Raw genomic sequence first — 18,325 nt, 5'->3', positions numbered from 1 at the left:
CCACAGGGCCAGAAGCATGCCGCAACCCTTCATATTCCGTACCGTCGATCTGGATGGCCAGACGCTCCGCACGGCGGTACGCCCCGGCAAGCCTCACTTGACGCCCCTGCTGATTTTCAACGGCATCGGCGCCAACCTGGAGCTGGTGTTCCCGTTCATCGCGGCACTGGACCCGGACCTGGAAGTCATCGCCTTCGACGTACCCGGCGTTGGCGGTTCGTCAACACCGAACCGGCCTTATCGTTTTCCGAGCCTGGCGAAACTCACGGCGCGCATGCTCGACTATCTCGACTATGGGCAAGTCAACGTCATCGGCGTGTCCTGGGGGGGCGCACTGGCCCAGCAGTTCGCCTTCGACTATCCGGAACGCTGCAAGAAACTCGTGCTGGCCGCGACGGCGGCGGGTGCGGTGATGGTGCCGGGCAAACCGAAAGTGCTGTGGATGATGGCCAGCCCGCGACGCTACATCCAGCCGTCCCACGTGATCCGCATTGCACCGATGATCTACGGTGGTGCGTTCCGTCGCGACCCGACGCTGGCCGCGAGCCATGCGGCCAAGGTGCGTTCGGCGGGCAAGCTCGGTTACTACTGGCAGCTGTTTGCCGGCCTCGGCTGGACCAGCATCCACTGGCTGCACAAGATCCGCCAGCCGACCCTGGTACTGGCCGGCGACGATGACCCTCTGATCCCGTTGATCAACATGCGCGTGCTGGCCTGGCGGATTCCCAACGCCCAGTTGCACATCATCGATGACGGGCATCTGTTCCTGATTACCCGGGCTGAAGCGGTGGCCCCGATCATCATGAAATTCCTGGAAGAGGAGCGCCAGCGCGCGGTGATGCATCCGCGTCCGGCGCCATTAGGCGGCTAAAACCGCTGCATCAGCGGTCGGCAGGACGCCACGCCGCGCAACAACCCGTTACAGCGTCTATGGTGTTCTGGTTCGGTGTGTTTGTTTTTGGCCTGAAGACGAAGGAGTGTTGACTCATGCGCGAGAAACCAGCGAGGGATTCTTTACCGACTCCCGCCGCGTTCATCAATGCACAGAGTGCGATTACCGGTCTGCGCGGTCGGGATCTGCTGTCGACCCTGCGCAGTGTGGCCGCCCATGGCTTGCGCAATCCGGTGCACAGCGCCCGACATGCCCTCAAACTCGGCGGTCAGCTTGGCCGTGTGCTGCTGGGCGAAACCCTGCATCCGACCAATCCGCAGGACGCCCGCTTCACCGATCCGGCGTGGAGCCTCAACCCGTTTTATCGGCGTAGCCTGCAGGCCTATCTGAGCTGGCAGAAACAGGTCAAGAGCTGGATCGACGAGAGCGACATGAGCCCGGACGACCGTGCCCGCGCCCACTTCGCTTTCGCCTTGCTCAACGACGCCGTATCGCCCTCCAACACTCTGCTCAATCCACTGGCGGTCAAGGAGCTGTTCAATTCCGGCGGCAACAGCCTGGTGCGCGGCATCAGCCATTTGGTGGACGATCTGCTGCACAACGATGGCCTGCCCCGGCAAGTCACCAAGCAAGCGTTCGAGGTTGGCAAGACGGTCGCCACCACCACCGGTGCCGTGGTGTTTCGCAACGAGCTGCTGGAGTTGATCCAGTACAAGCCGATGAGCGAAAAGCAGTACTCCAAGCCCCTGCTGGTGGTGCCGCCGCAAATCAACAAGTACTACATTTTCGACCTGAGCCCTCACAACAGCTTCGTCCAGTTCGCCCTGAAAAACGGCCTGCAAACCTTCATGATCAGCTGGCGCAACCCGGATGTGCGCCATCGCGAATGGGGGCTCTCGACCTACGTGGAAGCCGTGGAAGAAGCCATGAACGTCTGCCGGGCGATCACCGGAGCACGGGAGGTCAACCTGATGGGCGCCTGCGCCGGCGGGCTGACCATTGCCGCATTGCAGGGTCACTTGCAGGCCAAACGGCAACTGCGCAGGGTGTCCAGCGCGACTTACCTGGTGAGCCTGCTCGACAGTCAGATGGATAGCCCCGCGACGCTGTTCGCCGACGAACAGACCCTGGAAGCGGCCAAGCGCCGTTCCTATCAGAAAGGTGTGCTGGACGGCCGCGACATGGCCAAGGTCTTCGCCTGGATGCGCCCCAACGATTTGATCTGGAGCTACTTCGTCAACAACTACCTGTTGGGCAAGGAGCCACCGGCGTTCGACATCCTCTACTGGAACAACGACAACACGCGTCTACCGGCCGCCCTGCATGGCGACCTGCTGGACTTCTTCAAACACAACCCGCTGACTCACCCGGGTGGCCTGGAAGTGTGTGGCACACCGATCGACTTGCAGAAGGTCACCGTCGACAGCTTCAGCGTCGCCGGCATCAACGATCACATCACGCCGTGGGACGCGGTGTATCGCTCGACGCTGTTGCTCGGTGGCGAGCGCCGCTTCGTGCTGTCCAACAGTGGTCATGTGCAGAGCATCCTCAACCCGCCGAGCAACCCGAAAGCCAACTACGTCGAGAACGGCAAACTGAGCAGCGACCCCCGTGCCTGGTACTACGACGCCAAGCGTGTCGACGGCAGTTGGTGGACCCTGTGGCTGAGCTGGATTCAGGAACGCTCCGGCGCGCAGAAGGAAACCCACATGGCCCTCGGCAACCAGAACTATCCACCGATGGAGGCGGCACCCGGTACTTACGTGCGCGTGCGCTGACGTTCAACGAGCCACGGCCGCTGTCGGCCGTGGCAAGACCCGATCATTAAGAAGACTGGATGAAAACCCGCGACCGGATCCTCGAATGTGCCCTGCAGTTGTTCAATCAAAAGGGCGAACCGAATGTCTCCACCATGGAAGTTGCCAATGAAATGGGCATCAGCCCGGGCAACCTCTACTACCACTTCCACGGTAAGGAACCGCTGATTCTCGGGCTGTTCGAGCGCTTCCAGGGCGAACTGGCGCCCTTGCTCGATCCACCGGCCGATGCCGAACTGGCACCCGAAGAATACTGGCTGTTCCTGCACCTGATCGTCGAGCGCCTGTCCCACTACCGGTTCCTGTTCCAGGACCTGTCGAACCTCGCCGGGCGCCTGCCGAAACTGGCCAAGGGCATTCGCAATCTGCTCAATGCACTCAAGCGCACACTGGCGTCGCTGCTGGCGCGGTTGCAGGCGCAAGGACTGCTGGTCAGCGATACCCAGGCACTGGGGCAACTGGTGGAACAGATCACCATGACGCTGCTGTTCTCACTGGATTACCAGCGGATCCTGGATCGTCAGGGCGAGGTGCGATTGGTGGTTTACCAGATCATGATGCTGGTGGCGCCGCACCTGCTGCCGTCGATGAAGGCTGCAACCGAACAGATGGCGATGGAGTATCTGGAAGACCATTAAGATCAAAAGATCGCAGCCTTCGGCAGCTCCTACGATTGCCCTGTAGGAGCTGCCGAAGGCTGCGATCTTTTTCTATACACAAACAAAAACGCCCGGCCTTCACAGGCCGGGCGTTTTCTTGAGCCCTGAAAATCAGGACTGACTGGTTGGCGTCGTTGGAGCTGGCGCGACAGTCGGGGTGACAGCAGGGGTCGGTGCGGTCGCGGAGTTCGATGCGCTGACCGGAGCTGCCGGCGTTGCCGGTTTGGCAGCTGCCACTGCTGGTTTTGGCGCGGCGGCTTTTGGAGCTGCCGGCTTTTTCACCGCTGGTTTTTTCGCTGCAGCGGGTTTGGCTGCTGGCTTGGCCGCTGCAGTTTTCGCTGCAGGCTTGGCGGCCGGTTTAGCCGCAGGTTTAGCGGCGGCTTTTGCGGCAACCGGCTTGGCCGCTGGTTTGGCTGCGGCCGGTTTGGCGGCTGCAGTTTTAGCCGCAGGCTTGGCAGCAGGTTTGGCCGCTGCTTTTGCCAGTGGCTTGGCTGCGGTTTTGGCGGCCGGTTTGGCAGCAGGCTTGGCCGCCGCGGTTTTCGCCGCAACAGGCGCAACCTTGGCACCGGTCAGTTTTTCGATTTGCTTGGTCAGTGTTTCGACCTTGCTGTGCAGTGCCTTGACTTCGTTGCGGCTCGGTACGCCCAGACGCGAAATGGCGCTGTTCAGACGCTTGTCGAAAGCACCTTCCAGCTCATCCCACTTGCCCAGTGCGCGATCTTTCACGCCGCTGATACGCGATTTGGCCGAAGAAGCGGAGTCCTTGGCGGCGTCGACAGTCTTGCCAACAGCGCTCTTGGTGAGCTTCTCGGCTTTCTCGCCGTCTTTAACCAATGCATCGAAGAGTTTGCTGCCGTCAGTGTCGATCTTCGAGTACACGCCTAAACCAGCCAGCCAGATTTTTCGGGAGTAATCTTCAACCTTCCCGATCCACGAGCTGCCTTCTTTTTCGGTTTTCTTTTTAACAGCCATCCCGTTCTCCTTAAGATTTACGCGCGACACGTTCGAGCAATGCCGTCAGCTCATCGAGCTTAGCAGAGAGTGTCTCAACGTCATGTTTAGACGGAATACCGATACGATTCAAGGCACTTGCGACACGCGTGTCGAACGCCTTCTCGACCTTGTCGAGTTGAACTTCGACACGGCCTTTGAAAGTGCTGACTTCACTCTTGGCTTCATCGATCTCGGCATTGGCCGCTTCAAGTTTCTCGGCAACTACCTTTTTGCCTTTCTTTTCAACAACCTGACCAGCCTTGATCAGCTCTTGAAAGTACTCGCTGCCCTCTTGGCCGACCTTGGCGTAGGCACCCAGGCCTGCCAGCCAGATCTTGCGGGCATAGGATTTGACGTCGCCCAGCGTGCCAGTCGACGGGTCGATTTTTTTCTTCAAAATAACTTTGGCCATGGTGCACCTCACGCGCAGAAGGTTTGAGGAACTGCCCGCGAAATTGTCGGGCTTGGGCACAAAGTAGGGAGAAAAATTAGAAACGGCACCCTAACAACTGACATAAACCTTTGGCTTCGCCACAAAACAAATGTGGGAGCGGGCTTGCTCGCGAAGGCGTCAGGTCAGTCAATATCAATGTTGAATGACGCACCGCTTTCGCGAGCAAGCCCGCTCCCACAGGGGGATCTCATTTCAAACAGAAATCAGACCAACGCCTTGTCCAGCGCCTTCTCGATTTCCGCCTTGATCATGCCGCTCATGGCCGACATCATCAGGCCCAGTTCCACGTCGACCTTGATCGAGTCTTCACTGACATGCACCGCGCCCTTCACACCCGAGCGCTTGAGGTTCAGGGTGTCGCCGGACCACTGCGGCTCCAGGCCATACTGGTCGGAAAGTTTCTGCGCCAGCTTGTCGGCCTTTTCGCGAGCCGCTTCCTTACCCAGGCCATGGGCACGTTCAACACTAATACGGGCCATCGAATGACTCCTGCTTTATGGATGCTTTCCCGAGGCATCTTGACCTCTGCTGCGTCAAAACGTCCCGATGGTTGCCCATCTTACCTTCAGCCTTGCCAAGACAAAGCATGCCTTGGGGATTAGAATGTCGCGCATTCTCTTTTGGTGACAGCGATATGACTGATCAGCGCAAAGGCAGCGATGCCGAACCCACCACTCACTTCGGCTTCAAAAACGTTCCGGAAAGCCAGAAAGCGGAAAAAGTCGCTGAGGTTTTCCACTCGGTAGCCGCCAAGTACGACCTGATGAACGACCTTCTGTCGGGCGGCATGCACCGCCTGTGGAAGCGTTTTGCGATCGAATTGTCGGGCGTGCGCACCGGTAACCGCGTGCTGGACATCGCCGGCGGTACCGGCGATCTGACCCGCAAGTTCTCGCACCTGGTAGGCCCGACCGGCCAGGTCGTGTTGGCCGACATCAACGAATCCATGCTCAAGGTCGGTCGTGACCGCCTGCTGGACCTCGGTGTGGCCGGCAATGTCGAATTCGTCCAGGCCGATGCGGAAAAACTGCCGTTCCCGGACAACCATTTCGACTGCGTGACCATCGCCTTCGGCCTGCGTAACGTGACCCACAAGGAAGATGCCCTGCGCTCGATGCTGCGCGTGCTCAAGCCTGGCGGCCGTTTGCTGGTGCTGGAGTTCTCCAAGCCGACCAACGCGCTGATGTCCAAGGCCTACGACGCCTACTCGTTCGCCTTCATGCCGCTGATGGGCAAGCTGATCACCAACGATTCGGAAAGCTATCGCTACCTGGCCGAATCGATCCGCATGCACCCGAACCAGGAAACCCTGAAGTCGATGATGGTCGAGGCCGGTTTCGATCGCGTGACCTATCACAACATGACCGCAGGCATCGTTGCCCTGCACCGCGGCATCAAGCCCTGATGCTGCTCGCCGGCCTGCTCGCCAGCGTTGAACTCGGCCTGAACCGGGGGCTGCGTCTCGACAGCACGGCGCTGCCGCGGCTGGCGCACTTGACCGGCAAAGTGATTGCCGTCGATTGCCGCAGCCCGGCGCTGCAACTGTTCATCCTGCCCAGCGACGAAGGCCTGATGCTCGCCTCCCAGTGGGAAACCGGCGCCGATTGCACCTTGCGTGCACCGGGCTCGAGCCTGTTGAAACTGGCGATGAGCAAGGACAAGACCTCGATCCTGCACAGCCCTGAAGTCGAACTCGATGGCGACAGCGGCGTGCTGCTGGAACTGGCGGCGATCCTCCAGGACCTCGAACTGGACTGGGAGTACGAGCTGTCGCGCTGGCTCGGCCCGGTAGCCACGCAGCTGGTCGGCGGTCACCTGCGCAGCCGCGCCCGCTGGTATCAACAAGGCTTTGCCAGCCTGGGCCAGAACCTGGGCGAATACCTGGCCGAAGAATCGCGCACCCTCGTCGGTCAGCGCGAGGCCGAAGCCCGATTCAGTGAACTGGACCAGATCAAGCTCGATCTGGAACGTCTCGAGGCGCGTTTCGAGCGCCTTTCCCGATCCCTCGACCCAAGCGATAACGCATGAAGCTGCTTGCCGTCCGCCGTTTGTTGCGCATCCAGCGCGTCGTGATCCGTTACCGCCTCGATGACCTGCTGTTCGCCCTGCCACTGCCCTGGTTCTTGCGGGCACTGCGTTATGCCTTGCCGTGGCGCTGGTTCCCACGCAAGACCCTGGACCTGAGCCGTGGCGCGCGCTTGCGCCTGGCATTACAGGACCTGGGGCCGATCTTCATCAAGTTCGGACAGATCCTGTCCACCCGCCGCGACCTGCTGCCCGAAGACATCGCCGATGAGCTGATGAAGTTGCAGGACCGGGTGCCGCCGTTCGACTCGCAAGTGTCGGTCAAGCTGATCGAAGAACAGCTGGGCAAGAAAATCAGCGAAGTGTTCAGCCGTTTCGACGTCGAACCGCTGGCCTCGGCCTCGGTGGCGCAGGTGCATGCCGCGCAACTGAAAACCGGTGAAGAAGTCGTGGTCAAGGTGATCCGCCCGGGCCTCAAGCCGGTGATCGCCCAAGACCTGGCGTGGCTGTTCATCCTCGCCCGCGCCGCCGAAAAACTCTCGGCCGATGCGCGCCTGCTGCACCCGGTGGACGTGGTCAGCGACTACGAAAAAACCATCTACGACGAACTCGACCTATTGCGCGAGGCGGCCAATGCCAGCCAGTTGAAGCGCAATTTCGAAGGCTCGCCGCTGCTGTACGTGCCGCAAGTCTATTGGGACTGGTGCCGGCCGAAAGTGCTGGTGATGGAACGCATCTACGGCATTCAGGTCACCGATCTGGCGACTCTTGCCGACCAGCGCACCGACATGAAAATGCTCGCCGAACGTGGCGTGGAGATTTTCTTCACCCAGGTGTTCCGCGACAGCTTCTTCCACGCCGACATGCACCCTGGCAACATTTTCGTCAGCACCGTGAATCCGTGGAGCCCGCAGTACATTGCCATCGACTGCGGCATCGTCGGCAGCCTGACCCCGGAAGACCAGGATTACCTGGCGCGCAACCTGTTCGCCTTCTTCAAGCGCGATTACCGTCGCGTGGCGCAGTTGCACATTGATTCGGGCTGGGTGCCGGCGGAAACCAAACTCAACGAGTTCGAAGCAGCGATCCGTACCGTGTGCGAGCCGATCTTCGAAAAACCGTTAAAAGATATTTCCTTCGGCCAGGTGCTGATGCGCCTGTTCCAGACTGCGCGCCGCTTCAACATGGAAGTGCAGCCACAATTGGTCCTGCTGCAAAAAACCCTGCTGAACATCGAAGGCCTGGGCCGCCAGCTGTACCCGGACCTCGATCTGTGGAACACCGCGCAGCCGTTCCTCGAACGCTGGATGCGCGAGCGGGTCAGCCCCAAAGCCCTGCTCGGCAATGTGCACAGCCAGTTCGAACAGATCCCGCACCTGGCCAACATGGCCCGCGACCTGCTCGAACGCATGTCACAACCCCATGCCCTCAACCCGCCGCCTTCGTGGCACCGACGCCGTGACGACTGGTTCCTGCGCCTGCTCGGTACGGCCCACCTGGCCGGTGGCGCCGTCCTTGCCGCGGGCGGTCCGCTGAACCAGTTGGCCTATTGGCCGGCGGGAATCATGATGGCGGTCGGTTTGTATCTGGTCGTGCGCCGATAGCCAGTTGTGTGAACGACTGGCACACTGTTTGAACGCCTGAGCTCGGCTATTGAAGTGTCGAGCCCGCTGTCGGAGTCGAAGATGAAAAACTGGCTGGACGAGATCAAGTGGGACGCTGACGGCCTGGTGCCGGCCATTGCCCAGGATCACAAGACCGGGCGCGTCCTGATGATGGCCTGGATGAACCGCGAAGCACTGGAACTGACCGCTGCCGAGAACCGCGCCATTTACTGGTCACGTTCGCGTGGCAAGCTGTGGCGCAAGGGCGAAGAGTCCGGCCATGTGCAAACCCTGCACGAGATGCGCCTGGACTGCGACGCCGACGTCATCATCCTGATGGTCGAGCAGATCGGCGACATCGCCTGCCATACCGGCCGCCAGAGCTGCTTCTACCGCGTCTATGAGAACGGCGACTGGACAACCGTCGACCCGGTCCTGAAAGATCCGCACGCCATCTATTGCGCAGGGCACAAACATGAGTGACACGCTGAACCGTCTGGCCGAGGTACTGGAAGAGCGCAAAGGCGCCGCTGCCGACAGCTCATACGTCGCCAGCCTGTACCACAAGGGCTTGAACAAGATTCTGGAAAAAGTCGGCGAAGAGTCGGTCGAAACCATCATCGCCGCCAAGGACGCCGCCGTCAGCGGCGACTGCAGCGATGTGATCTACGAAACCGCCGATCTGTGGTTCCACAGTATGGTCATGCTCGCCCAACTGGGGCAGCATCCACAGGCTGTACTCGATGAACTGGACCGTCGTTTCGGTCTCTCCGGACACGCCGAGAAAGCCTCGCGCCCGTCCGCCTGAATAACTATTAGAGAGGAGCAGCAGCATGGGCATTTTTGACTGGAAACACTGGATCGTCATCCTGGTGGTCGTGGTACTGGTGTTCGGCACCAAGAAACTGAAAAACCTTGGCACCGACGTCGGCGAGTCGATCAAGGGCTTCAAGAAAGCCATGAACGATGACGAAAAACCGGCCGATCCGAATGCGACCCCGGCCCAACCGGTTCCACCGGTACAGCCTCAGGCCTCTGTAAATCAGCCGCACACCATCGACGTGCAGGCACAGAAAGTCGAAGAGCCGATCCGCAAAGACGTGTGAGCACTGACTAATGTTTGGTATCAGCTTCTCTGAACTGCTGCTCGTCGGCCTCGTCGCCCTGCTGGTGCTGGGTCCCGAGCGCTTGCCGGGCGCTGCGCGCACCGCTGGCCTGTGGGTCGGGCGCCTGAAGCGCAGCTTCAACGCAATCAAACAGGAAGTTGAACGTGAAATCGGTGCCGACGAAATCCGTCGGCAACTGCACAACGAGCACATCCTGTCGCTTGAGCAGGAGGCGCGGAAAATCTTCACGCCGACCCAGCAGGAGCCGACGCCGGTGGAGCACGTGGGCGCGCAGACGATTCATGCGCCTGCCGCTGCCGTCGACCCGACACCCGCTCCCGTTGTCGCGCCTGTCGAACCTGCGCCTGTTGTTGCAGCCACTGCGGTTGAACCCGTTACACCTGCGGCTGCGCCCGTTGCGCCGGCCCCTCATGACCCAACACTGCCGCCGCGAGCCCCATGAGCGATCTTCCTGAAAACGACCAGCACATGCCGCTGGTTTCGCACCTCACCGAGTTGCGTACCCGTCTGCTGCGCTGCGTAGCGGCGATCTTCATCATCTTTGCCGGGCTGTTCGCCTTTACCCAGCAGATCTACACCTTCGTCTCCACGCCGCTGCGCGCGTACCTGCCCGCTGGCGCGACGATGATTGCCACTGACGTGTCGTCGCCGTTCCTGACGCCACTGAAGCTGACAATGATGGTCTCGCTGTTCCTGGCCATCCCGGTGATCCTGCACCAGATCTGGGGTTTCATCGCCCCAGGCCTGTACAAGCATGAAAAGCGCATCGCCGTGCCCTTGCTGGTCTCCAGCATCTTTCTGTTCTACGCCGGCATGGCGTTCGCCTATTTCCTGGTGTTCCCGCTGATCTTCAAGTTCTTCGCCTCCGCCACCCCGGCCGGCGTGGAAATGATGACCGACATCACCAGCTACCTCGATTTCGTCATGACGCTGTTCTTCGCCTTTGGCGTGGCGTTCGAAATTCCGGTGGCCGTGGTGCTGCTGGTGTGGATCGGCGTGGTCGACGTCAAGTACCTGAAGAAGATCCGCCCGTACGTGATCATCGGCTGCTTCGTGGTCGGCATGATCCTGACGCCACCGGACATCTTCTCGCAGACCCTGCTGGCCGTGCCGATGTGGCTGTTGTTCGAGATCGGCATCCTGTTTGGCAGTCTGATCAGCAAGCGTGGCGAGCATCCGGACGACCAGCCGGCTGACGATCACAACGACCAGCCGCCAGCGACTCAAGCGTGAACCTGCTGCTCCTTGAAGAGGCCGATTTCATTGCGGCCGACCGCGTGGTCCTGCGTGATCGCCGGTTGACCCACATGCAGGAAGTCCACCGCTGTGAAGTGGGCGACAGCATGCGCGTCGGGCGGATCGGCGGGCTGATGGGCTCGGCTGAAGTGCTGCGCCTGGACGCTGCTGAAGCTGAATTGCGCGTCACCCTCGATCAACCGCCACCCGCCAAGCTGCCGCTGACCCTGGTACTGGCCCTGCCGCGCCCCAAAATGCTGCGCAGGGTGTTCCAGACCGTGGCGGCCATGGGTGTGCCGCGTATCGTGCTGGTGAACAGCTATCGCGTCGAGAAGAGCTTCTGGCAGACGCCGTTCCTGGAGCCGGAAGCCATTCGCGAGCAACTGATTCTCGGCCTCGAACAGGCGCGGGACAGCGTGCTGCCAGAGGTGGTGATCGAGAAGCGCTTCAAGCCCTTCGTTGAAGACCGCCTGCCTGCCATCACCGAGGGCACTCTTGGGCTGGTGGGTCATCCCGGCCATTACCCGCCCTGCCCTCGTGCGCTGAGTGAACCGGTAACCCTGGCCATCGGTCCGGAAGGCGGCTGGATTCCTTACGAGATCGACCTGCTGGGCAAATCCGGCCTGCAACCAGTTCAGCTGGGCGAACGCATCCTGCGCGTCGAAACCGCCGTAACCGCGTTGCTGGCACGCCTTTTCTAATCCCGAACACAATCCCACAGGTCATCATCCGCCCATACATCGGGCGACGCCTACAGAACCGCGCCCTCCTGCCGATACACCCCCCATAAAACCAAATTGTGGTCCAGGGAGTTTCAGCATGTACCAATGGCTAGCCGAGAATCTGGGAAACGTCAGCGTTAAACGCAAGCTGGGGATCGGCTTCGGCCTGGTGCTGTTATTGACCCTGCTGATCACCTTCACCGGCTGGAGCGGCCTGAGCGACGTGACCAGCCGTGGCGACAAACTGGGGTTCATCGCCAGTCTCAACGACCTGACCAAGGATCTGCGCATCGCACGTCTGAATTACGAGATGCGTCGCGGTGAACAAGGTCCCGGTGCTGTCAACGATCTGTTGGGCAAGCTCGAAAGCGGCCTGCAGACCGCCCGTGGCCTGATCGAGCAACCGGCCGATACGGCCATGGTCGATCAACAACTGGCCGCGGTCGCCGAATACCGTCGTGCCTTCAACGACATGACCCAGGCTGGCGCCCACCGTGAAGATGCCCGCAGCAAACTCGGCGCCACCGCCGACAACGCCGTGGCCCGCGTCGCCGAAGTGGAACAATCCATGCTGCAAGGTGACAGCGTGGCGGCGTTCAACAGCGTGATCGACCTGAGCAAACTGATCCAGCAGGCGCGCTTCCAGGTGCGTGGCTACACCTACAGCGGCAAGAGCGAAGCCGAACAGCCAGCCCTAGACGCAATCGACAATGCCCTGAAGAACCTCGAGAGCCTGCCGGCCAAACTGCCTGAAGAAAACATCGCCAACCTGCAACAGGCAACTGACTCGCTGAAGGCCTATCGCGCCGCCGTCAGCCAGTTCCGCGACTCTCAGGTGGCCAGCGCCAAGGCTCTGGCACGCATGTCTGCCCAAGGCGAAATCCTGTTGGACATGAGCCAGAAACTCACCGCCTCGCAAACCGTCGTGCGTGATACCGACGCCGCCCACGCCAAGAACATGCTGACCCTCGCCACCGTGCTGGCCATCGCCTTCGGCCTGTTGGCCGCCTGGGCGATCACCCGGCAGATCATCATTCCGTTGAACCAGACCCTGGTCGTGGCCCAGCGCGTCGCCAGTGGCGACCTGACCCACAACCTGACGTCCCAGCGTCGCGACGAGCTCGGCCAGTTGCAGCGTGCCATGCAAAGCATGACCCAGGGCTTGCGCGAACTGATCGGCGGCATCAGCGATGGCGTCACGCAGATCGCCAGCGCCGCCGAAGAGCTGTCTGCCGTCACCGAGCAGACCAGCGCCGGGGTCAACAGCCAGAAGGTCGAGACCGATCAGGTCGCCACCGCCATGAACGAAATGGCCGCCACCGTACAGGAAGTCGCGCGCAACGCCGAAGAGGCCTCCGAAGCCGCCGTCGCCGCCGACCAACAGGCCCGTGAGGGCGACAAAGTGGTCGCTGAAGCCATCGCCCAGATCGAACGCCTTGCCAAGGAAGTCGGCCACTCCACCGAGGCCATGGGTGAACTCAAGCGCGAAAGCGACAAGATCGGCAGCGTGCTCGACGTCATCAAGTCCGTGGCCCAACAAACCAACCTGCTGGCCCTCAACGCCGCGATTGAAGCTGCTCGCGCCGGTGAAGCCGGGCGTGGTTTTGCCGTGGTCGCCGACGAAGTCCGCAGCCTGGCCCAGCGCACCCAGAAGTCCACCGAAGAGATCGAAGAGCTGATCGTCGGCCTGCAAAACGGCACCCAGCAAGTCGCGACCATCATGGACAACAGCCGCACCCTGACCGACAGCAGTGTCGAACTGACCCGCCGCGCCGGCGGTTCACTGGAAAGCATCACCCGCACGGTGTCGGCGATCCAGGCGATGAACCAGCAGATTGCTGCTGCCGCCGAACAGCAAAGCGCCGTGGCCGAAGAGATCAACCGGAGCGTGCTGAACGTGCGGGATGTGTCGGATCAGACCTCGGCGGCGAGCGAGGAAACCGCAGCGTCCAGCGTTGAGCTGGCGCGGTTGGGGACGCATTTGCAGATGCTGGTGGGCAAGTTCAGGGTTTGACGGCATACCCATCGCGAGCCTGCTCGCGATTGCAACAACACGAAGTGACTGACATATCTTCAGCAAAAGCTTTTTCTGAGACAAAAAAAACCCGCTTTCGCGGGTTTTTTTATTATGCCAACTGAGGCTGTTCGCTCATTGGCTTGAGCGGTAGCAGCGGCGCGTGAGGGTCGGCCTTGACCGACTCGCGCCAGGCGCCCAGCCACTCTGGGTGACCTTCGCCCCAGACCTGCTCATGCAAGCGAGCCAAGGCCACCGGGTCGCTCAGCAGTTGCACCTTCTCGTTGTTGGTCAACCCTTGCGGGCCAACCTTCATCGCGTGGCGAACCCGCTCGATCCGCAGCCATTCAATCGGCTCGGCCTGATTGTGCCGGGAGGTCGCCAACGAGCACGCCAGGGCATTCTGTTGTGGGTCGACCACCGAACGGACAAAGCCGTCGTTCAGCGCATGCCAGCGGTTTTCGTGGGTGTACTGGTCGGTCGCCAGCAGGGCCTGCGGCGGATTGTATTCCTCAGGGATCAGGAACAGGCTCTCGTCACGTGACTTCAGGCCCAGGCCGACGCGGCTGGAGATCACCGATACCGGGATCGACAGCATCAACGAACCGACGATCGGCACCAGCCACCACAGGAAGCTCGGGTTCAGCCAGATCACCAGCATGGCCCAGAAGAAGCCCAGCAGGGTTTGCGGGCCGTGGCGCTTGACCGCCTCGCTCCATGGCGTGGAGTCGTCGTCACGTTGCGGCGAGTTCCAGGTCGCGGCCCAGCCGAGGAACGCGGCGAGGACGAAACGGGTGTGGAAGATCATCCGCACCGGCGCCAGCAGCATGGAGAACAGCATCTCCAGCAGCATCGACAGGGTCACCTTGAACTTGCCGCCGAACTCTTTCGCACCCTTGGCCCAGATCAGGATGATGCTCAGCAGCTTCGGCAGGAACAGCAGCACGATGGTGGTCGAGAACAGCGCAATCGCCTTGTCCGGGTGCCATTGAGGCCACAGCGGATAGAGTTGGCGCGGTTCGAGGAAGTACTGTGGCTCCATCAGCGTGTTGACCGCCAGCAGCGCGGTCGACAGCACCAGGAAGAAGAACCACAACGGCGCCGACAGGTAGGACATCACGCCGGTCAGGAACACCGCGCGGTGCACCGGGTGCATGCCCTTGACCAGGAACAGGCGGAAGTTCATCAGGTTGCCGTGGCACCAGCGACGGTCACGCTTGAGTTCGTCCAGCAGGTTCGGCGGCAGTTCTTCATAGCTGCCCGGCAAGTCGTAGGCAATCCACACGCCCCAGCCAGCACGGCGCATCAACGCGGCTTCTACGAAGTCGTGAGACAGGATCGAGCCGGAGAACGCGCCTTTACCCGGCAACGGCGCCAGGGCGCAGTGGTCGATGAACGGCTTCATGCGGATGATCGCGTTGTGACCCCAGTAGTGCGACTCGCCCAACTGCCAGAAGTGCAGGCCGGCGGTGAACAGCGGGCCATACACGCGAGTGGCGAACTGCTGCATGCGCGCATACAGGGTATCCATGCCCGACGCCCGTGGCGCGGTCTGGATGATCCCGGCGTCCGGCGTGGCTTCCATCAGGCGCACCAGACTGGTCAGGCACTCGCCGCTCATCACGGAGTCGGCGTCGAGTACGACCATGTACTTGTAGTCACCGCCCCAGCGACGGCAGAAGTCGTCGAGGTTGCCGCTTTTGCGTTTTACGCGACGACGGCGACGGCGATAGAAGATCTTGCCGAAGCCCCCGGCTTCACGGCAGACGTCCAGCCAGGCCTGCTGCTCGGCAACGCAGATGTCAGCGTCGTTACTGTCGCTGAGCACGAAGAAGTCGAAGCGGTCCAGGTCACCCGTGGCCGCCACCGACTCGAACGTCGCGCGCAGGCCGGCGAATACACGAGGCACGTCTTCGTTGCAGATCGGCATCACCAAAGCGGTGCGTGCATCCTTCGGAATTGGCTCGTTGCCGGCACTTTTACCGGAGATACGGTATTTATCGTGACCGGTCAGCAATTCGAGGAAGCCCATCAGCGCGGTCCAGAAACCGGCCGACACCCAGCAGAACAGAATCCCGAACAGGATCAGGATGCTGGTCTGCAAGGCATACGGCAGCACTTGCGTGGCGGTTTGCAGCAGCGGTTGGTGCAGGACTTCTTCGAGGTCGACGAACGACCAGCCCTGGTACGGCATGATGCCTTTCATGTACCAGCCGGCGACGATGGTCTGGCCGAGCATCAGCAGCAACAGAATGTAGCGACGGATCGAACCCACGGTGCGCCAGCGTGCGGCCGGCAGGACACGTTCGTCCTTCGGCGGCTTCGGCGGGTTGGTACGACCGGTCATCCGGCGCCAGCCACGCACCAGAATGTTGGTGCGCCACGGCTCCGGCACGACCTTGGTCCGCCGGATCGGCGGGGTCGCCTTGAGGCAGACCCGGCCGTTGGCGTCGAGCACCAGCATTTCCGCGTCCTGCAGCTCTTCGGCAGTGCTCAGGGTCAGGCGTTTGCCCACCGAAGCCTGGGCGGCTTCGGTCGGGGCGTCGAACGTCGACGATGACAGGCGTTCGTGCAATTCGCTGAAAGACTGGCAGCCCGCGAGTTCCGCGCGCTGCTGGTCGGTCATCGGCAGATGCGCCAGATACTCGGAAAGAGTTTCTGGCCGTACTTGAGAGTTACTCATCGGCAGGCAACTGATAGCTCCAGGTTTCGGTCAGGACTTCTTCAGTCGGTGCCGATTCCGGTGTGGCTGGGGCCGCGTCGGCAGCAACAGGCTGCTTGGCGTCTTTATTGGCCTGGTCCTTGGCATCTGCAACAGGCTTGGCTTCGGCCTGCTTGGCCTCCGCTTGCCTGGCTTCCTTGTCCGCTTTCTCTTGTTGCTTGGCGGCAACCTTGTCGGCCTTGGCAACCGACGAGTTCGACGCTGGAATCGAAGTCTTGGCCAGGTCCGCCGGCACGATGTTCTGCACCAGCGCGGCACGCATCTCGGTGGACTTGCCCGGGTCCTTGATCTTCATCCGCAGGGTCAGGCGCCAGCCCTTGGTTTCAGGGTTGTAGCGCACGCTGTTTTCCACCAGCTCGGCGTTGTCGCCGACGCTGACCTGGCTGCGAACTTCCGTATCGGCCGGCAATGCCGCCAGGGACGGGCCTTCGAAGTCCACCAGGTAGGCAACGCTGCCGTCCGGCTGACGAATCAGGTTGGACTGCTTGACGTCACCCGTGGACCGCAGGGTCTGTTTGACCCAGGCGCTGTCCGGCGCGTGAATCGAGGCTTCATCCATGGTCCAGTGCATACGATAAGCGACATCGAGCGGCTGGCCAGGTTCCGGCAGTTTTTCCGGATTCCAGAAGGCAACGATGTTGTCGTTGGTTTCGTCGGCGGTCGGAATCTCGACCAGGTCGACTGTGCCTTTGCCCCAGTCACCCTTCGGCTCGATCCAGGCGCTTGGACGCTTGTCGTAACGGTCGTCGAGGTCTTCGTAATGGCTGAAGTCGCGGCCACGCTGCAGCAGACCGAAGCCGCGCGGGTTTTCCACGCTGAAGTTGCTCACGGCCAGGTGTTTCGGATTGTTCAGCGGACGCCAGATCCACTCGCCGTTGCCGGCATGGATCGCCAGACCGCTGGAATCGTGCAGCTCGCGACGGTAGTTCAGTACTTTCGACGGCTGGTTGGCGCCGAACAGGAACATGCTGGTCAACGGGGCAATGCCCAGTTTGCCGACCTTGTCACGCAGGAACATCTGCGCCTTGACGTCGACGATGGTGTCGCTGCCCGGACGCAGGGTCAGGCGATAGGCGCCGGTGGCACGCGGCGAATCCAGCAGGGCGAAGATCACCAGGTGCTTGTCGCCTGGCTTGGGCTGCTGAATCCAGAACTCGCGGAAACGCGGGAATTCTTCGCCGGACGGCAATGCGGTATCCAGCGCCATGCCGCGAGCGGACAAACCATAGACGTGACCCTTGCCGACGACGCGGAAGTAACTCGCGCCAAGCATGGTCATGATTTCGTCTTGCTTGTCGGCCTTGTTGATCGGGTACAGCACACGGAAACCGGCATAACCCAGTTGTTCAGTGGCCTTTGGATCGAACTGCAAGTCGCCGAAGTCGAAACGACTCGGATCGTATTTGATCTCTTCGACGGTGTTGGCGGTGATTTCGTTGATTTTCACCGGCGTATCGAAATGCATGCCCTGGTGATAGAAGGACAGCTTGAACGGCGTCTTCTGATCAGCCCACTCGGCCTTTTCCGTCAGAAAACGAATTTTCTGATAGTCCGCGAATTTCATGTCGCGGAACTCGTTCGGCAGGTTACTGCGCGGCGCTTCGTATTTCTGCGCGGCCAGCTCTTTTGCCTTGACCGATACATCATCCAGACTGAATGCCCAAAGCTGACCGGCGCTGAGCAGGCAGAGCAGTGCAGAGCCCGCTACCAGGGCGCTGCGTAACCGTTTGGCAGACAATTTTGGTGCGTTACAGGGACTAACAATCACGAGCAACCCTCGCCGAAAACAGATCAAAAAACCAACGGCCAGTTAAAGGGCCTGCACGGTGTACGGTCTGAAAAAACCGCCCTTGCAAACCACTCTTGCCAAGTTGGCGAGCATTGTTCCGACTCCGCTGGGGCGAAATGATTCCCCAATCGGATCCGGACAAGTCTCTACCTAAGTCAAAATGGACCAACGAACGCTGATCCCCGTAGCGCGGGATTATCTAGTAGGCCGCGTTACAACGCATCAGGGGTAACAAAGTATTTATCGCGAAAAAGCCCTGTTTTCAGTCGAA

General features: G+C 61.0%; 18 protein-coding genes and 1 pseudogene. 14 read left to right on the top strand and 5 right to left on the bottom strand.

What is annotated here, in order from left to right:
- Positions 1 to 16 precede the first annotated feature (16 nt).
- From phaZ to ACMDB8_RS01365, 3 genes are all read left to right on the top strand, one after another.
- Positions 17 to 871, top strand: coding sequence for a poly(3-hydroxyalkanoate) depolymerase (phaZ, locus tag ACMDB8_RS01375; protein WP_056725721.1), 855 nt, complete (start codon positions 17 to 19; stop codon positions 869 to 871).
- Positions 872 to 987: 116 nt separating this feature from the next.
- Complete coding sequence (gene phaC / locus ACMDB8_RS01370; RefSeq protein ID WP_409078530.1) at positions 988 to 2,670, top strand: class II poly(R)-hydroxyalkanoic acid synthase; 1,683 nt, start codon at positions 988 to 990, stop codon at positions 2,668 to 2,670.
- A 59-nt stretch (positions 2,671 to 2,729) separates the two neighbouring features.
- Positions 2,730 to 3,347: a TetR/AcrR family transcriptional regulator gene (locus ACMDB8_RS01365; RefSeq protein WP_223541769.1), complete on the top strand. Its 618-nt coding sequence runs from the start codon at positions 2,730 to 2,732 to the stop codon at positions 3,345 to 3,347.
- Positions 3,348 to 3,479: 132 nt separating this feature from the next.
- Here the strand turns inward: ACMDB8_RS01365 and ACMDB8_RS01360 are convergent, their stop codons facing one another.
- The 3 genes from ACMDB8_RS01360 to ACMDB8_RS01350 all read right to left on the bottom strand — a co-directional run bounded on the left by ACMDB8_RS01360 (position 3,480) and on the right by ACMDB8_RS01350 (position 5,294).
- Positions 3,480 to 4,340, bottom strand: a complete 861-nt coding sequence (locus ACMDB8_RS01360; protein WP_056725726.1) for a phasin family protein — start codon at positions 4,338 to 4,340, stop codon at positions 3,480 to 3,482.
- Positions 4,341 to 4,350: 10 nt separating this feature from the next.
- Positions 4,351 to 4,773 carry a phasin family protein gene (locus ACMDB8_RS01355; protein WP_056725728.1) on the bottom strand — a complete coding sequence of 141 codons (423 nt, stop codon included), beginning with the start codon at positions 4,771 to 4,773 and terminating at the stop codon, positions 4,351 to 4,353.
- Positions 4,774 to 5,018: 245 nt separating this feature from the next.
- Positions 5,019 to 5,294 (bottom strand): polyhydroxyalkanoic acid system family protein, encoded by a 276-nt coding sequence (locus tag ACMDB8_RS01350; RefSeq protein ID WP_015093124.1) that lies wholly within the window; start codon positions 5,292 to 5,294, stop codon positions 5,019 to 5,021.
- A 155-nt stretch (positions 5,295 to 5,449) separates the two neighbouring features.
- On the opposite strand from ACMDB8_RS01350, the gene ubiE reads away from it, so the two are divergent.
- The 11 genes and pseudogenes from ubiE (at position 5,450) to ACMDB8_RS01295 (ending at position 13,543) form a co-directional block, all read left to right on the top strand.
- Positions 5,450 to 6,220, top strand: coding sequence for a bifunctional demethylmenaquinone methyltransferase/2-methoxy-6-polyprenyl-1,4-benzoquinol methylase UbiE (gene ubiE, locus ACMDB8_RS01345; RefSeq protein ID WP_007989286.1), 771 nt, complete (start codon positions 5,450 to 5,452; stop codon positions 6,218 to 6,220).
- Positions 6,220 to 6,843, top strand: coding sequence for a ubiquinone biosynthesis accessory factor UbiJ (locus ACMDB8_RS01340; RefSeq protein WP_056725730.1), 624 nt, complete (start codon positions 6,220 to 6,222; stop codon positions 6,841 to 6,843). Before ubiE ends, ACMDB8_RS01340 begins: the two co-directional genes overlap by 1 nt.
- Positions 6,840 to 8,444, top strand: coding sequence for a ubiquinone biosynthesis regulatory protein kinase UbiB (gene ubiB / locus ACMDB8_RS01335; protein WP_056725732.1), 1,605 nt, complete (start codon positions 6,840 to 6,842; stop codon positions 8,442 to 8,444). Before ACMDB8_RS01340 ends, ubiB begins: the two co-directional genes overlap by 4 nt.
- An 81-nt stretch (positions 8,445 to 8,525) precedes the next feature.
- A complete protein-coding gene (hisI, locus tag ACMDB8_RS01330) occupies positions 8,526 to 8,927 on the top strand; it encodes a phosphoribosyl-AMP cyclohydrolase (RefSeq protein ID WP_007975565.1) in 402 nt (133 codons plus the stop codon).
- A complete protein-coding gene (locus tag ACMDB8_RS01325; RefSeq protein ID WP_056725734.1) occupies positions 8,920 to 9,252 on the top strand; it encodes a phosphoribosyl-ATP diphosphatase in 333 nt (110 codons plus the stop codon). The genes hisI and ACMDB8_RS01325 overlap by 8 nt, the downstream gene beginning before the upstream one ends.
- A 25-nt stretch (positions 9,253 to 9,277) precedes the next feature.
- Positions 9,278 to 9,550, top strand: coding sequence for a twin-arginine translocase TatA/TatE family subunit (locus tag ACMDB8_RS01320; RefSeq protein ID WP_007989280.1), 273 nt, complete (start codon positions 9,278 to 9,280; stop codon positions 9,548 to 9,550).
- Positions 9,551 to 9,560: 10 nt separating this feature from the next.
- Positions 9,561 to 10,013 (top strand): Sec-independent protein translocase protein TatB, encoded by a 453-nt coding sequence (tatB, locus tag ACMDB8_RS01315; protein ID WP_082562979.1) that lies wholly within the window; start codon positions 9,561 to 9,563, stop codon positions 10,011 to 10,013.
- The gene (tatC, locus tag ACMDB8_RS01310; protein WP_007989278.1) at positions 10,010 to 10,804 is read left to right on the top strand and encodes a twin-arginine translocase subunit TatC; all 795 of its coding nucleotides are present in this window, start codon (positions 10,010 to 10,012) and stop codon (positions 10,802 to 10,804) included. Before tatB ends, tatC begins: the two co-directional genes overlap by 4 nt.
- Positions 10,801 to 11,508, top strand: a complete 708-nt coding sequence (locus tag ACMDB8_RS01305; RefSeq protein WP_150703393.1) for a 16S rRNA (uracil(1498)-N(3))-methyltransferase — start codon at positions 10,801 to 10,803, stop codon at positions 11,506 to 11,508. The genes tatC and ACMDB8_RS01305 overlap by 4 nt, the downstream gene beginning before the upstream one ends.
- A 118-nt stretch (positions 11,509 to 11,626) precedes the next feature.
- Positions 11,627 to 12,688, top strand: a pseudogene (locus tag ACMDB8_RS01300) (methyl-accepting chemotaxis protein); the annotation flags it as partial.
- Positions 12,671 to 13,543 carry a methyl-accepting chemotaxis protein gene (locus tag ACMDB8_RS01295; RefSeq protein WP_409078611.1) on the top strand — a complete coding sequence of 291 codons (873 nt, stop codon included), beginning with the start codon at positions 12,671 to 12,673 and terminating at the stop codon, positions 13,541 to 13,543. The pseudogene ACMDB8_RS01300 and the gene ACMDB8_RS01295, both read left to right, overlap by 18 nt.
- Before the next feature lie 112 nt (positions 13,544 to 13,655).
- Here the strand turns inward: ACMDB8_RS01295 and mdoH are convergent, their stop codons facing one another.
- Complete coding sequence (mdoH, locus tag ACMDB8_RS01290; protein ID WP_056725741.1) at positions 13,656 to 16,226, bottom strand: glucans biosynthesis glucosyltransferase MdoH; 2,571 nt, start codon at positions 16,224 to 16,226, stop codon at positions 13,656 to 13,658.
- Positions 16,219 to 18,033 (bottom strand): glucan biosynthesis protein, encoded by a 1,815-nt coding sequence (locus tag ACMDB8_RS01285; RefSeq protein WP_056725743.1) that lies wholly within the window; start codon positions 18,031 to 18,033, stop codon positions 16,219 to 16,221. Before ACMDB8_RS01285 ends, mdoH begins: the two co-directional genes overlap by 8 nt.
- Positions 18,034 to 18,325 lie beyond the last annotated feature (292 nt).

The organism is Pseudomonas monachiensis, assembly GCF_047345015.1.
GTDB lineage: Bacteria > Pseudomonadota > Gammaproteobacteria > Pseudomonadales > Pseudomonadaceae > Aquipseudomonas > Aquipseudomonas monachiensis.
This window is presented reverse-complemented; position numbering and strand designations above follow the sequence as displayed.